This is a genomic window from Amycolatopsis sp. NPDC024027 (assembly GCF_040638975.1).
Classification (GTDB): domain Bacteria; phylum Actinomycetota; class Actinomycetes; order Mycobacteriales; family Pseudonocardiaceae; genus Amycolatopsis.
Genome location: NZ_JBEZYY010000023.1, coordinates 69209 through 83354 on the forward strand (window position 1 = coordinate 69209; position 14146 = coordinate 83354).

At 72.6% G+C, this 14146-nt stretch carries 13 protein-coding genes; 9 read left to right on the plus strand and 4 right to left on the minus strand.

Annotated features, from left to right (window positions below; translation table 11 throughout):
* Positions 1–69 precede the first annotated feature (69 nt).
* Complete coding sequence (gene eccCa, locus AB0F52_RS40675) at positions 70–3999, plus strand: type VII secretion protein EccCa (RefSeq protein WP_360182846.1); 3930 nt, start codon at positions 70–72, stop codon at positions 3997–3999.
* A 257-nt stretch (positions 4000–4256) separates the two neighbouring features.
* On the opposite strand, the gene AB0F52_RS40680 is transcribed toward eccCa, so the two are convergent.
* Positions 4257–4469 carry a hypothetical protein gene (locus tag AB0F52_RS40680; protein WP_360182848.1) on the minus strand — a complete coding sequence of 71 codons (213 nt, stop codon included), beginning with the start codon at positions 4467–4469 and terminating at the stop codon, positions 4257–4259.
* A gap of 346 nt (positions 4470–4815) precedes the next feature.
* Entirely contained in the window at positions 4816–5439 is a 624-nt protein-coding gene (locus AB0F52_RS40685) for a hypothetical protein (protein WP_360182850.1), read from the minus strand.
* A 588-nt stretch (positions 5440–6027) separates the two neighbouring features.
* Here AB0F52_RS40685 and AB0F52_RS40690 point away from each other — a divergent pair.
* Positions 6028–6726 (plus strand): trypsin-like serine protease, encoded by a 699-nt coding sequence (locus AB0F52_RS40690; RefSeq protein WP_360182852.1) that lies wholly within the window; start codon positions 6028–6030, stop codon positions 6724–6726.
* Between the two features lie 57 nt (positions 6727–6783).
* Positions 6784–7227, plus strand: coding sequence for a YdeI/OmpD-associated family protein (locus AB0F52_RS40695; protein ID WP_360182854.1), 444 nt, complete (start codon positions 6784–6786; stop codon positions 7225–7227).
* Here the strand turns inward: AB0F52_RS40695 and AB0F52_RS40700 are convergent, their stop codons facing one another.
* Positions 7228–8637: an AMP-binding protein gene (locus tag AB0F52_RS40700; RefSeq protein ID WP_360182856.1), complete on the minus strand. Its 1410-nt coding sequence runs from the start codon at positions 8635–8637 to the stop codon at positions 7228–7230.
* Positions 8638–8668: 31 nt separating this feature from the next.
* Positions 8669–9661 (minus strand): hypothetical protein, encoded by a 993-nt coding sequence (locus tag AB0F52_RS40705; protein ID WP_360182858.1) that lies wholly within the window; start codon positions 9659–9661, stop codon positions 8669–8671.
* A gap of 217 nt (positions 9662–9878) precedes the next feature.
* Here AB0F52_RS40705 and AB0F52_RS40710 point away from each other — a divergent pair, with 217 nt between their 5' ends.
* The 6 genes from AB0F52_RS40710 to AB0F52_RS40735 all read left to right on the plus strand — a co-directional run bounded on the left by AB0F52_RS40710 (position 9879) and on the right by AB0F52_RS40735 (position 13953).
* Positions 9879–10223: a WXG100 family type VII secretion target gene (locus AB0F52_RS40710; protein ID WP_071831485.1), complete on the plus strand. Its 345-nt coding sequence runs from the start codon at positions 9879–9881 to the stop codon at positions 10221–10223.
* Between the two features lie 18 nt (positions 10224–10241).
* A complete protein-coding gene (locus AB0F52_RS40715; protein ID WP_003057455.1) occupies positions 10242–10544 on the plus strand; it encodes a hypothetical protein in 303 nt (100 codons plus the stop codon).
* Between the two features lie 103 nt (positions 10545–10647).
* Positions 10648–11034, plus strand: coding sequence for a hypothetical protein (locus tag AB0F52_RS40720; RefSeq protein WP_360182861.1), 387 nt, complete (start codon positions 10648–10650; stop codon positions 11032–11034).
* A complete protein-coding gene (locus AB0F52_RS40725) occupies positions 11031–12335 on the plus strand; it encodes a WXG100 family type VII secretion target (protein WP_360182863.1) in 1305 nt (434 codons plus the stop codon). Before AB0F52_RS40720 ends, AB0F52_RS40725 begins: the two co-directional genes overlap by 4 nt.
* Entirely contained in the window at positions 12335–13606 is a 1272-nt protein-coding gene (locus AB0F52_RS40730; RefSeq protein WP_360182865.1) for an alpha/beta hydrolase, read from the plus strand. Before AB0F52_RS40725 ends, AB0F52_RS40730 begins: the two co-directional genes overlap by 1 nt.
* Positions 13603–13953, plus strand: coding sequence for a hypothetical protein (locus AB0F52_RS40735; protein ID WP_360182867.1), 351 nt, complete (start codon positions 13603–13605; stop codon positions 13951–13953). The genes AB0F52_RS40730 and AB0F52_RS40735 overlap by 4 nt, the downstream gene beginning before the upstream one ends.
* The last annotated feature ends 193 nt before the right edge of the window (positions 13954–14146 follow it).

Sequence of the window (14146 nt, forward strand, 5' to 3'; positions counted from 1 at the left end):
CACCGCGGCGCGGCGGCGAGTGGCCAAAATACCGGTCAGACCGCCCCCGAACTGGAGCAGCCTGTCCTGATGAGCCTGCCGTCCGACCGACCGAGCGAAATCGTGCTGCAGTCCCCGCCGATGCTCCCGAAGAGCTCGTCGGGCGGGATGGTGCAGCTGATGATGTTCCTGCCGATGATGCTCGGCATGGGCGCGATGTCGTTCGTCTACATCGGACGCGACGGCGGCGTGATGACCTGGATCTTCGGCGCGTTGTTCCTCTGCGCCATGGGCGGCATGGTGGTGATGTCGCTGGGCCGCGGCGGGATGGCGAAGAAGGCGCAGATCAACGACGAACGCCGGGACTACCAGCGGTACCTGTCCGGGCTAAGGGCCCAGGTCCGCGACATCGCCGACGGCCAGCGCGCGGCCATGATCGCCGTCCAGCCCGACCCGGCCGACCTGTGGGCCTACGTCGAAACCGGGAAGCTGTGGGACCGCCGGCGCACCGAGCCGCAGTTCGCGCAGGTGCGCGCGGGCACCGGGCCGCAGCGGCTCGCGACGCCGTTGAAGGCGCCGCAGACCGTGCCGCTGGAGGACCTCGACCCGGTGTCCTCGACCAGCCTCAAGCACTTCATCCGCACCTACTCGACGGTGGACGGCCTGCCGGTCGCGCTCTCGCTGCGGTCGTTCGCCGCGGTCACCGTGGCCGGGCGGCGCCCCGCCGTGCTCGGTTTGGTGCGGGCGCTGCTGTGCCAGCTCGTCACCTTCCACTCCCCCGCCGACCTGCGGGTCGCGCTCTGCGTGGCGCCGGACCGCCAGCACGACTGGGAGTGGGCGAAGTGGCTGCCGCACGCCACCGCGGCCGGCTCGGCCGACGCCGTCGGCTCGCGGCGGCTGGCCGACGGCACCGCGGCCGGGCTGGCCGAACTGCTGGGCGCCGACCTGGGTGAACGTCCGGTGTTCAGCCGGCGCGCGGCGGCCGAGCTCGACCTGCCCCACCTCGTGGTCCTCGTCGACGGCGGCAACGCCCACGGCGAGCCCCGGCTGATCGGCGAGGACGGCCGGCTCGGCGTCACGGTGATCGAGGTGGGGCCGGAGCAGCCGCGGGCGTCGTCGACCGAGCGGCTGCTGAGCCTGCACACCGCACCGGAGTCCCTGGGCATGGTCGTCGGCGAAGGCGGCGAACAGCGGCTGGGCTTCCTCGGCCGCCCGGACGTCCTCGACCGCGGCGCCGCGGAAGCCCTCGCCCGGATGCTGACGCCGTTGCACACGCCCGCCGCGGTCGTCGGCGAGAAACCGATGTCGGCGACGTTCGGGCTGGCCGGGCTGCTCGGCATCGGCGACCCGCGCGACACCGACACCGCCGTCACCTGGGCCCCGCGCGCGGCCCGCGACCGGCTGCGGATCCCGCTGGGTGTCAACCCGGAGGGCCGGCCGGTGGAGCTGGACCTCAAGGAGTCGGCCGAGGGCGGGATGGGGCCGCACGGCCTGGTCATCGGCGCGACCGGGTCCGGCAAGAGCGAGCTGCTGCGGACACTGGTGACGGCGCTGGCCGTGATGCACTCGTCGGAGACGCTCAACCTGGCGCTCATCGACTTCAAGGGCGGCGCGACCTTCGCCGGGATGACCGGGCTGCCGCACACGTGCGCCGTCATCACCAACCTCTCCGACGACCTCGCGCTGGTCGACCGCATGGCCGACGCGCTCAACGGCGAGCTGCTGCGGCGGCAGGAACTGCTGCACGCGGCCGGGAACTACGCGTCGGTGCGCGACTACGAGAAGGCCCGCGCGGACGGCGCGCCGCTGGACCCGCTGCCGTCGCTGCTGGTGATCATCGACGAGTTCAGCGAGCTGCTGTCCTCGCGCCCGGAGTTCATCGACCTGTTCGTCGCGATCGGCCGGCTCGGGCGGTCGCTGGGCATTCATTTGCTGCTGGCTTCGCAGCGACTGGAGGAGGGCCGGCTGCGCGGGCTGGACTCCCACCTGTCGTACCGGATCGGGCTGCGGACGTTCTCCGCCGCGGAAAGCCGGGCCGTGCTGGGCGTCGCGGACGCCTACCACCTGCCGCCGGTGCCGGGTTCGGCGTACCTGAAGTCCGACACCGAAACGCTGATCCGGCTCAAGGCGGCCTACGTCTCCGGCGAGCTGCCGCCGCGGAGCACGGTCGTGCGCGAGGACGGCCAAGAGCTCGGCGTGCTGCCGTTTTCCCTGGCCCCGGTGGAGATCCCGGTGACGACGGAAATCTCCCCGGCGCCTTCGGAGGAGGGCGATACCGGCGAGACGATCATCGGCGCGATGCTGTCCCGCCTGGAGGGCCGTGGCCCGGCCGCGCACCAGATCTGGCTGCCGCCGCTGGCCGAACCGCCGACGCTGGACCAGCTGCTGCCGCCGCTGGGCGAGGACGCCGCGCGCGGCCTGTGCCCGCTCGGCTGGGGCGGCAACGGGAAGCTGACAATCCCGGTGGCGCTGGTGGACAAGCCGTTCGAGCAGCGCCGGGACATGCTGTGGGCGGACTTCTCCGGCGCGGCCGGGCACGCGCTGATCGTCGGCGCGCCGCAGAGCGGCAAGTCGACGCTGATGAAGGACATCGCGGGCATGCTGGCGCTGACGCACACGCCGGCCGAGGTCCAGCTCTTCGTGCTGGACATGGGCGGTGGCGCGCTGGCGCCGATCGCCGGGCTGCCGCACGTGTCCGGCTATGCGACCCGCCGTGACGCGCAACGCTGCCGCCGGGTCGTCGCCGAGCTGACGACGTTGCTGGAGCAGCGCGAGGAGTTCTTCGCCGCGCAGGGGATCGAGTCGATGGCGGCGTTCCGCGCCCGGCGTGCGGAGTTCACCGAGAGCACGGACGAGCGCGAGTTCGGCGACGTGTTCCTGTTCGTGGACAACTGGACCACGATCCGCCAGGAGTACGAGCAGCTGGAGGAGCAGATCACCGGGCTGGCCGCGCGCGGGCTCGGCTTCGGCATCCACGTGATCGTCTCGCTCAACCAGTGGATCGGCGTCCGCGCCCAGCTGCGCGACGCGATCGGCACGCGCTTCGAACTGCGCCTGGGCGACCCGATGGACTCCTCCGTCGACCGCAAGGTGGCGGCCAACGTCCCCGCCGACCGCCCGGGCCGCGGCATCACCGCGGAGAAGCTCCACTTCCTGGCGGCGTTGCCGCGCATCGACACCGACCAGCGCCCGGAGACGGTCGGCGCGGGCGGCGTCGACCTGGTGCGCCGGATTTCGGCGGCGTGGCAGGGACCGCGCGCCCCGCAGGTCCGGCTGCTGCCGCCGGAGGTGCCGCTGGACACGCTGCCCGCGGCCCCGGGCAAGCAGGTGACGCTGGGCATCGCGGAATCGACGTTGCGCCCGGTGTACCTGGACTTCGCGGCCGACCCGCACTTCATGGCCTTCGGCGACGTGGAGTCGGGCAAGAGTTCGCTGCTGCGAGCCATCGCTTCGGGGATCACGTCGGCCTACCCGCCGGAGGAAGCGGCGATCATCGTCGCGGACTACCGGCGTGGCCTGCTCGGCGCGGTGCCGGAGCCGCACCTGCTGGGGTACGCCGGCGCCGAGGGCAAGCTGACGGACCTGATCGGCGAGTGCGCCCAGGCGATGCGCAACCGGCTGCCCGGGCCGTCGGTGACGCCCGAGCAGCTGCGGAACCGGTCGTGGTGGCGCGGCCCGGAGCTGTTCGTGCTGGTGGACGACTACGAGCTGGTGGCGACGGTGGGGCGCAACCCGTTGCAGCCGCTGCTGGAGTTCCTGCCGCAGGCCCGGGACATCGGCCTGCACGTGCTCATCGTCCGCGGGTCCGGCGGCGCCGGGCGGGCGTTGTTCGAGCCGGTGCTGCAGCGGCTCCGGGAGCTGGGCACGCCGGGGTTGATCATGTCGGGGACGAAGGACGAAGGCGCGTTGCTCGCGGACGTGAAGCCGTCACCACAGCCGCCGGGGCGAGGAACGCTGGTGTCCCGCCGGCACGGGACGGGGCTGGTCCAGGTGGCGTGGACGAAACCGGCGGAGTCCTAGTCTTCGAGGAGCGGATCGTCCTCGGGCCCGCACGGCCGGCAACGCCGAGCGCGGGAACCGCCGAGAGCAGGGCGACTTCGCAGTACTCCCGGGGCGAGCCGGCCGCGCGCGCCGAACCGATCCGGACGATCGACGCCTTCGCCGCCGCGATTTCCGGACCGCACCGCTCCAGCGCTCGCACCGGATCCGCGACCGGCACCCGCAGGTGGACCCGGACGCCAGGTCGGAGTCCGCTCTCGGCGGGAAGTCGGGCCGTGTCACGTACGTCGGTCTGCGCAGCTCGGCATGGCCGACAGCACGTCGACGAGAAAGCCCGTCCGCCCGGCTTCCGGGTCGGCGCGCCGGATCTCCAACACCGTCGCCCCGAACTCGGCGGCCGCCTCGCCGGCCACCTCGGCCGCCGTCGCGAATTCTCCGGTTTCGACGTTCAGCCCCAGGTGGACCATCACGTCCGAGTTCCGGAACCTCACCCGCGCACGACCTCCCACGCGGTGCGCAGCTCCTCGTCGGTGCGATCGCCCGGCTCGCAGAGATCCGGGTCGATCGGCACCACGTCGTCCGGGGACTGCACGATGCGCGTCCCGGGCGAACCGCGCGCGGGCGTCGTCGATCCCGTGCGGCAGGGCGAGCAGGACCGGAGCGGCGCCGACCAGCTCCGGGGTCAGCCGCTCGTCCAGCGGCAGCTTCACCGGAGCCGTCCCGTGTCGGTGCCCGAGCACCTCGCCCACGCCCCGTCCGCCGACGGCCGGCTGTCCGAGCAGCGGACGGTCCACTCCGGGCAGTGCGCGACCACGGGAGCGGACCCGGGCGGGAGGTTCACCCCACGGGCCCGGTCGTCTCGGCGGCGAAGTGGTAGTAGCAGACCACCCGGTGCTTGCCCTTGGCCCAGCTCGACGACGTCGGCGTCATGACCTGCACGCGGACGTCGGGCACCGGGCGGGCGCCGGCTTCGCACCGGGCCAGGGCGCTGCGGTAGAGCTCGAGGATGTCGGGCATCGGGCCCTCGCCCAGCGGAAGCACGTCGAACGCCTCACCGGTGTGCGGCGCGGCGCACGACGTCAGGAACACGTCGGCCTCGCCCGAGGCCGCCGGAGACCAGAAGCAGTCACGCGCGCCGAGGTCGAGTCCGTGCACCACGTTCTCGGGCAGCCGATTCTGGGCTGCGTACTGCTGCCACCACGCCGTCCCGGTGCTGATCCGGTAGGCGAGCACGCCCATCCAGGCGGTGAAGGCGACCAGGCCGCAGATGACGAGCACGAGCCCCCGCTGCTGCTGTTTCTTGATCCGGGAAATCGCGATGGCGCCGAAGACCGGCGCGAGCAGGCCGCCGAGCAGCCCGGAGACGAGCGTGGCGATCGCGTAGCGGCTGATGGGCTGGTTGCGCAGCTCGGTGCGCATCAGCTCGTCGAAGAGCTCGGGATCGTACTGTGGTGCTGACATGTTTCCCCTCCCCCGCCGATGGGCGGGGACCGTTCAGGACGCCGGGAGCCGGCGGACCAGTCCGGTTCAGGGTCGCGGTGCAGTCGTCGGCCCAGTGGTTCAGCTCGCGGGTCTTCGCCGGCCTCCGGCCCTCCCCGGCCATGCGGGAAGGCTAACCGAGGTCCGCCCACGTCCGCGCCACCTTTTCGAGTTCGCCGACGAACTTCCGGACCGCCTCGCCGTCCGGCCCCGGGAAGCGCGCCGCCACCGCCGGGACCAGCGGTCCCCGGATCAGGTCCAGGACCTCCCGCCGCTGCCCTCGGTGAACGTGTCGAGGTCGATCGTGCGGAAGCCGTGGGTGACAGCCGACGCTCCCGGCCGGCGCCGGGGCAAGAATTGCGGGCACGCCGGAACAACCGCGCGAGAATGCATTTGAACGCCCCTTCATGGCCGCCGCCGCAGCGACAGGCCGTCACACACTACCTCCGGGACGACGGGGTTACCGACTTCGGTAGGTTCCGAAAATCCTTCACGGCTCTTACGTTGAGCTGGACGTCCCGTTCGGGACGGATATCCGGATCACCTGGGCCGAAGGGCATTTTCATGCGAATGTCGAGGGCTGTAGCCGCGGTGGGTGTGGCCGCCGCGGCGCTGAGTCTGGTCTCAGCGGGGGTGGCGGACGCCCAGCAGGACATCATCGGCGGGAGCACGGTCTCCTCCGCGCCGTGGGGCGCCCAGATCTACTGGAACAACGTGACGACGTACGGCGGTTTCGAGTGCTCGGGGACGATCATCGCCCCGCAGTGGGTGCTCACCGCCCAGCACTGCCTGAACTCGCCGGGCATGCACGTCAAGGTCGGCAACGTGACGCTGCAGCAGGGCACGAACGCGAACGTCGACCAGCAGAAGGCGTCCCCGAACGGGGACATCGCCCTGCTGCACCTGACGACGGCGGTCAACACGACGTACATGAAGCTCGGCACGGGCAACCCGCCGGCCGGGTCGACCAACCAGATCTACGGCTGGGGCCGCACGCAGGGCAGCAGCCCGCCGTCGAGCACCCTGAAGACGGCCAACGTGCGCGTGACGGGCCTGAGCTCGGACGCCTTCGGCGGCACGGCGATCGCCAGCCAGGGCATCAACGGCTCGGCCTGGCACGGCGACTCGGGCGGCCCGGAGCTGTACAACGGCGCCCAGGTCGGGGTCTGCTCGACGGGCAGCAACTCCGGTTCGAACCCGCAGGGCACGCAGAACTACGCGAGCATCGCCTCCAGCCGCAGCTGGATCCGCACGACGACCGGCGTCTGACACCGGCTACACCGCGTGCCGGCCGCCGTGGCGGCCGGCACGCGGCATACTCGCGGCATGAAGTTCCGCACGACCGTGCTGCTCGGCGGCAAGACCGCGACCGGCCTGCCGGTGCCCGCCGACGTCGTCGAGGCGCTCGGCGCCGGCAAGAAGCCCGCGGTCACCGTGACGCTCGGCGGCCACACGTACCGCACGACGGTCGCGAGCCGCGGCGGGCAGTTCCTGGTGCCGCTCAGCGCCGAGAACCGCGAGCAGGCCGGGGTCGCCGCCGGGGACGACGTCGACGTCGAGATCACGCTCGACACGGCACCCCGGGAACTCGACATCCCCGCCGATCTGGCCGAAGCGCTCGCCGCCGACGACACCGCCCGGGCCCGGTTCGAGAGCCTTTCCTACAGCGCGAAGCAGCGGTTCGTGCTGCCGATCGGGCAGGCGAAGACCGCGGAGACCAGGCAACGGCGCGTCGCCAAGGTGATCACGGATCTGCGCGCCGGGAAGTAGTCACTCCACAAGGGACGCCCGCAGCGCCGCCTTGTCCGGTTTCCCCGACGGCGCCACCGGAACCGACGCCACGAAGCTGAACCGCGCCGGGACCGCCGCCTCCCCCAGTTCGGCCGCCACCGCCTTGCGCACCTCACCCAGGTCCGGCTCACGACCCGGCACCGGCACCACGAACGCGTGCGCCGCCTCGCCGGTCCGCGCGTCCGGGACCGCGACGACGTACGCTTGGTCGACGTCCGGGCACGCGGCGATCGCCCGCTCGATCGGGCCGGTGTAGTGGATGATCGCGTTCACGATCACCACGTCACGCGCGCGGCCGGACAGGTGCAGGTAGCCCGCTTCGTCGAGGTGCCCGAGGTCCTGCGTGCGCACCCAGCCCTCGCGCAGCACCTCGGCCGTGGCAGCCTCGTCACGCCAGTAGCCCGCGAACGCCGACGGCGTGCGCACCCAGACCTCGCCCTCCCGCACCGCGATTTCCACCGAGTCGCACGCCTTCCCCACCGAACCCGGCCCCTCGTCGGCGCGGCAGATGGTCAGCATCCCCGTCTCGGTCTGCCCGTACGCGTGGTGCATCGCGGGCCCGATCCGCTCGGCCGCCTCGGCGAGCTTGTGCGGCGGCACCGGCGAACCGGCCACGATCAGCCTTCGCAGGCAACTCAGGTCGACGTCCGAACCGCGCAGCACGTCGAGCATCTGGTGCAGCCGCGGCACCGTGGTCAGCGCCGCCGAGATGCCCAGCCGCGGCAGGACGCCCGGGAAGTCCGGCAGCCCCTCGGGGATCACCGCCGTGCCGCCCGCGAACAGGCAGACCCCCAGCTGCTCGACCATCACCGCGCTGGCCAGCGAGCCGAACAGCAGGTACCGGCCGAACCCCGCGCCCAGCCGCTCGTGCGCCGAGCCCGGTACCGGCGGCCGCCAGACCCGGCCTTCGGTCAGCGCGCGGTAGCGGTACGCCACGCCCTTCGGGACGCCGGTGCTGCCGCTGGTGAACACGACCGTCGCGATGTCGTCGAGCCGTCCCTGCGGCACCGGCTCGGTGTAGCGGGCCAGCAGGGACGGCCCCACCCGCAGCACCGGCACCCCGGCGGCCACCGGTTCCGCGTCGGTGACCAGGGCGTCGACGTCGCGGAGGATGTGCCGCAGCTGCGCCTCCGGCAGCCCGGGCCGCACCGCGACCGCGCGGGCGCCGAGCACGTGCACCGCGACGAGCGCGGCGAATCCCTCCGGCGTGACGGCGGTGGCCAGCCCGACGCCGTCGCCCGGGCCGAGCCCGGCGGCCCGCAGGCCCGCGGTGAACCGGCCGATCAGTTCCCGCAGCTCGCCGCGGGTGGTCACCCGGGTGCCGTGTTCGAACGCGGGGACTTCCGGAGCGCGCTCCAGCTCGTCCAGCAGTGCCTGCGGGTGCACCATCGCGACTCACCTTTCGCCCGGGGCGTCCGGTCTACCGGGCGGATCTCAGAATTTCGGCAGAAACGACCCGCTCCGCCCGCGGGAGCGACCGCAGTGAGAGCGTGCCCGCGACGGCGAGCGCCGCGATGAGGCCGGTGGCGGCGGCGAGGGTCCAGAAGTCCGGGTGCACGATGGACTGGCCGCGCTCGGCCTGCCAGGTGAGCAGCGCGATCAGGCCCGCGTAGCCGGCGCCCGTGGTCCGGACCAGCCGGCGGCGGACGACGTCGGATTCGAGCACCCGGTAGCGGCGGGCCAGCAGGAGCAGCCCGAACGCCACCAGCGGCAGCACCTGCAGGGCGTGGATGCCGACGAAGTGCGGGATCCGCAGGTCCCCGCCGACCGTGCTCCAGCCGACCACCGGCAGCCCGGGGCCGCCGTCCTCGACGCCGACCGAGTGCGCACCGAACGTCGAGAACTTGCCGTTCGCCTCGAGCACCGCCTGCTGCGCCGGTGTGGCCGTGAACATCAGCGTCGCGACGTACATCCCCACCACGGCGAGGGCGGCGCCCCAGCGCAGGGCCGACCTCAGCGCGCGGTCCGGGATGCGCTGGAACAGCAGCAGCACGGCGACGGCGGCGGTCATCGACCACGCCGTGTACGCACCCCCGGCGACCAGGTTGTTGATCATGGCGTCGGCCGGGGTCGACTGGTTGAAGTGCAGCGTGCGGCCGCGGACGATGATCTGCCACGCCAGCAGCGCGAAGTCCAGGCCGATGCCCGCGGCGAAGAGCGTCCCGAACCACCAGCCGGCGCGGCGGCCGCGGCGCACGTGCGTCAGCAGCCACGCCAGCGTCAGCGCGTACAGCCCGATCGAGACGGAGAACTTGAACGGCTTGAGCCAGATCGGCGCGTTGACCAGCGTGCGATCATCGAAGAGGAGTCCGAGCAGCGAGACCGCGCACAGCACCCCCATCGCTCCGGCGAGCACCACCAGCGGGCGGTGCCACGCGCGGAGCGTGACCAGCGGATTTCCCTTGTCTGCCATGGCTTCAAGCCTGGCGTGGGGGCGCCGCGGGGTCACTGGAGCGCGCCACCGTCCCGGGGTGGGGAACGCCCTACCTCCGCCCGCGTGGGTAATAGTGCCGTCAGCGCGACCGGCAGTTGTGCCGTTTGACCACACTGGCCTCTTTCCTAGCGTGACTTTCACACGCGCGGACCACCGCGCCAGGGGAAATTCGCTTCAGGAAGGAGGTGGCCCGTCGATGTCCAGTCCGGGATTCCAGGCAGATTCCGCTGCCATGACGCGCGCCGTCCAGGGTTTCGAGGAAACCGCGACGAACGCCAAGTCCACGATGGCCAGCTTGGAGTCCGAGCTGACCGAGGCCCTGCGCAACTACAAGGGTGACCAGGCCGTGGCCTTCTGGGACCTCCAGCGGCGGCTGCAGGAGAAGATGACCGCCGCGGTGAAGGAGCTCGACACGATGTCGCAGCTCGTGCACACCAGCCACGCGAACTACGGCCGCGGCGACGCCGACGTCCACCAGAGCTTCCAGGGGGTCGGCCACACCCTCGAGGGCTCGGGCGTGCTCCCCCGCCTCAACCCCTGACCCGAGAGGACGCCCACCATGGCCGACGTCGTCGAAATCAACTTCGCCGCGCTGCAGCACAGCTCGGCATCCCTGGCCGCCAAGGCCAAGGCGCTCACCTCGCAGCTGGAGCAGCTGCACCAGAACCTGCAGCCGATCACCGCGACCTGGTACGCCTCCGGCAGCTCCGCCGGTGACGCCGCCCGCCAGGCCGAGACGCGCCTGCGCCAGGCCACCGCGGACATCGTCGCGATCATCGCGCAGTTCGGCGGGAAGGTCGGCGAGGCGCACGACCTCCAGCAGTCGCTGGAGAACCGCAACCAGGGACTGTTCGCGGGCTGATCCGCGCACCAGACGTCGGTCGGCCGGTGCGGGAAACCCCCCGCTCGCACCGGCCGACCGGCTTTCCTCCTGTCCGCAAGTCGCGCCCAGAGAGCCGGGACCGATGCCAGACCAGTCGTACTACGTCCACCTGGAATCGCTGAAGGACTTCGTGCGGGAACTGGAAACCCAGATCCACGCGATGTCGAAACCGAACGACTTCCTGCTCACCCTCGGCGAGGAGCCGCTGCTGTTCGGCGAGTTCGGCGAGGCCGGGTCGCTGGCCGACGCCCACCGCGCCGCCGTCTCGGAGATGCAGGGCCTGCTCGACCAGGTCCGCAGCGCGATCGGGTTCGCCCAGGACGTCACCACCACGGTCGCCGACGGTTACGCCGGCGCCGACCAGTCGGTGGCCGGGGACCTGCACGCTTCGGGCGCCGTCACCGGCCTGCTCGACCCGGTGCTGGGGCTGCTGGGCGGCGGAGACACGGACGGGAGCCGCAAGGGATGACGAACACCGCGCACACGAACTTCGCCGCGTACAGCCACCAGCAGCTGTACGCGATGCTGCAGGCCGGCGACCCGAACAGCGCGCGGCACGCCGCCGACAAGTGGAAGTCCGCCGCACTGCACCTGCACGAGCAGGCCCACAACCTCGATTCGGAGCTCACCGAGTTCAAGGACCAGTGGACCGGCGGCGCGGCCGACCAGTACCAGCACATGATCACCGACCTCGCGAACGGCATCTCGAAGGTGGCGCAGACCGCGGAGGCGATGAACGTGATGCTCGGCGACGCCGCCGACGCGCTGGTGAAGGCCAAGAAGGAGATGCCGCCGCCGGTCGCGGTGCCGGACGTCGCTCCCGCCGACGTCGCGCTCGCGGTCAACCCGCCGCTGCTGCCGCCGGACGCCTCGCCCGCCGTCGTGCAGGCCGCGGCGCAACAGCGTCAGCAGGCCATCGCGAACGTCGAAGCGCAGCAGGCCGCCGCGAACGCCGCGGGGTCCGCGCACGGTAAGGCGATCGTCGTGATGACCCAGCTCGCCGGGGAGTACACCGTCGCCGAGGAGTCGATCCCGGCTTCGCCGAACGCCGTGCCGGCGCCCACCACCCCGCCGGCCGGTGGGGGCGCGGGCAGCGCCGGGGCGCCCGGGCTGGTCGGCAACGGCCTGAGCGGTCCCGGTGTCGTCGTCACCCCCACCGACGGGCACCCGCTGCCCGGCGGCGGCGGGACGACCCTGCCGCCGGGGACGCCCGTGCCGGCGTCGAACCCGCTGTTCGGCGACATGTTCACCGCCGGGCTCGCCGCGGCTTCGGCCGCCGCGTTCGGCCGGTTCGGCTCGATCATGCCGAAGGTGCCGTCGTGGGCGACCGGCAAGGATCCCAAGGACGAGAAGGAAGAACCGCCGGGCACGAAGCTCGGCGGGGGCGGCGCGGGCGTCGAAGGCGGTTCCGGCGGCGGCATCCCGATCGGCGGGGGTGACGCGCCTTCGCTCGGCGGCGGCGCCGGTGTCCCGGTCGGCGGCGGCGGGCTCACCGGCCCCGGCGACGTCCCGGCGGCGCACTCCGGCCTGGCCGGCGACGGCGGCGCGGGCAACGCGCTGAGCGGGCTCGCCGGCGGCGCGGCCGGGGCCGTGGGCGCGGCGGCCGCCAAGGGCGCGATGCCGATGATGCCCATGATGCCGATGGGCATGGGCGGCGGCGGGGACATGGGGTCCGGACGGCGGATCCCGGCGTGGCTGGTGGAGACGGAGAACGTCTGGGGCCAGTCGGCACCGGTCGCGCCGCCGGTCATCGGCGAAGACGGCTCCTGATGACGGCGGCGGGCTATCGCGTGGCCCCGGCGCGCCTCGACGCGGTGGCCGGCGAATCCGGTTCCCGCGCCGAGGCGCTTGCGGCGGCGCAGTCGGCGGTGGCGGGCGAGAAGCTGCCCGCCACCGCGTTCGGCCAGGTGAGCGAGTCCGCCGCCGCGGCCAAGACGTTCGAGAAGACCATGACGGAGCTGGGCGGCGAGCTCGGCTCGCACGTGGAGCTTTTGCGGCGGCTCCAAAGTGGACTCGTCGCTTGCGCGGCCGGATACCGGCGCGCCGACGCCCAGGTCGCCGCGATGTACCGGGCGTTGCTGCCCGAGGATCCGTTGCCCCGCGCGGGAAATCCCGCCGGGATCGGTGGCCCGGCCGACACCGGGGCGTGGGCGCGCGCGATCGCGGGCAACCGCGTGAAGGTCGCCGACGCGCTGACGGCCGAGCGTGCGCGGCTGGCCGCGTTGACCGATGCCGACGAGATCGCGCGATCGCAGGCGCGGGTCAAGCTGTACGAGGACATCCTGGCGAACGACCGGCAGATCCTCCGGTTCGACCCCTCGGGCAACGGGCGGATCGCCGAGCTCGTCGGGCACATCGAGCCGGGGACACGGAACGTCGGGCTGTTCGTGCCCGGCGTCAACACGCAGCTGTCGAACTTCGACGCCTACGCCGGTCTCGGCCGCAGCCTGGTGGCCGCGGACCCGGCCGGGCGCACGGCGGTCGTCGTCTGGGCCGACGGGGTGTTTCCGCAGGGCCCGGTGGCGCAGGGGCCGGACGCGGGGTACGCGCGGGCGATGGCGCCGGACCTCAAGCACTTCGCGGACGACCTGCGCGGCGAGATCGCGAGCCACGCGGGTTCCGGCGTCGCGCTGACCGCGATCGGGCACAGCTACGGCGGGGCGACGGTCGGGCTCGCCGAGACGCACGGCCTCGACGTCGACCGCGTCCTGCACGTCGAGTCGGCCGGCATGGGCCACGGCGTGTGGTCGCCGGCCGACCTGCCGCCGAGCCAGGCGGGCGTCCAGCGGTTCTCGATGACGGCCCCGCTCGACCCGATCGTGCTCGCGCAGGGCAACGCGTGGGGCCTGGAGTGGACGGGTATCGGCCACGGCGCGGACCCGGACGTCTTCCCGGGCGTCACCGAGCTGGGCACCGGCGACCAGGCGGACGGCTCGCCGTCGTGGGGCGTGTCGTCGCACAACGACGTGCTGAAGCCGGGGTCCGATTCGTGGACGAACATCTACCGCGTCCTCACCGGTGGTGGGAGCGTGGCCCCGTGACCCCGGAACTGCGCCGCCTCGCGGCCGAGCTGACCACGGTGATCGACGCGATCGCGGCATCCTTCGGCCCGGCGGACCGGACGTTGGACGGCGAGCTGGACTGCGACCCGACCACCCCCGGCCGGCTGCTGTGCTGGCAGTACGGCGTCCGCGTGGAGCACCCGGCGTCACCGGAAACCCACCTGCCGTCGCTCCTCCCGGCGTTGCACGCCGACGGCTGGGAATCCCACGACCGCAGCACCCCCGCCGAGCAGATCACCCGCTTCACCCGCGACGGCACGGACTTCACGATCCACGTCGCCGGAGCACTCACGATCATCGGCTCCACCCGCCCCGTCCCCGCCTGACGTGTCGCCCCCCCCAATCACGCGAGATGCCCCTCCAATCACACGAGATGCCTCTCCAATCACACGTGATGCCTCTCCAATCACGCGTGATGCCTCTCCAGATACGCGAGTCGTCCGTCCAGGTACGCGAGTCGTCCGTCCAGGTACGCGAGTTCGCCGTTCCGGTACACCGAATCGCGGGCGGAGAAAGGCA